Origin of the sequence: Prevotella sp. OH937_COT-195 (genome assembly GCF_003932845.1) — a bacterium.
Taxonomy (GTDB): Bacteria; Bacteroidota; Bacteroidia; order Bacteroidales; family Bacteroidaceae; genus Prevotella.
Genome location: NZ_RQZH01000167.1, coordinates 1 through 400, shown reverse-complemented (window position 1 = coordinate 400; position 400 = coordinate 1). Strand labels below are relative to the sequence as shown.

Below are 400 nucleotides of genomic sequence, written 5' to 3'. Positions count from 1 at the left end.
CTGAGTAAAAACCTATGTTTACCTTCCTATAATAGCAATGGAAAACGTTGCAGGAATCGTAAGGTAAGGCTTTCTGAAAGTGAAATCATGACCATCCTTGTGTGCTATCATTTCGGTACATATCGTAATTTTAAGGAGTATTATCAGAATTGTATCCGTGTCCGGCTCAAACATGAAATCCCGGCCGCCGTCTCCCATAATCGTTTTGTAGAACTCATGCCCCGTGTATTCTTTAAGATGATGTTATTTAGTCTTTCCTTAAAAAAAGGTTTATTTTATTGATTTATAATCAATTATCCTCTTATTTATTTGTCTGTTTCTGCAAGTTTTTGTACCTTTACAGTATAAAACTTGCAGAATTTCATGTTAAAAAGAACCTCCAACCAACTATCATTATTCT

1 pseudogene is annotated in these 400 nt (G+C 34.2%); it reads left to right on the top strand.

Annotated elements, in window-relative coordinates:
• Positions 1-249 (top strand): annotated as a pseudogene (locus EII32_RS12645) (IS982 family transposase); the annotation flags it as partial.
• Between the last annotated feature and the right edge of the window lie 151 nt (positions 250-400).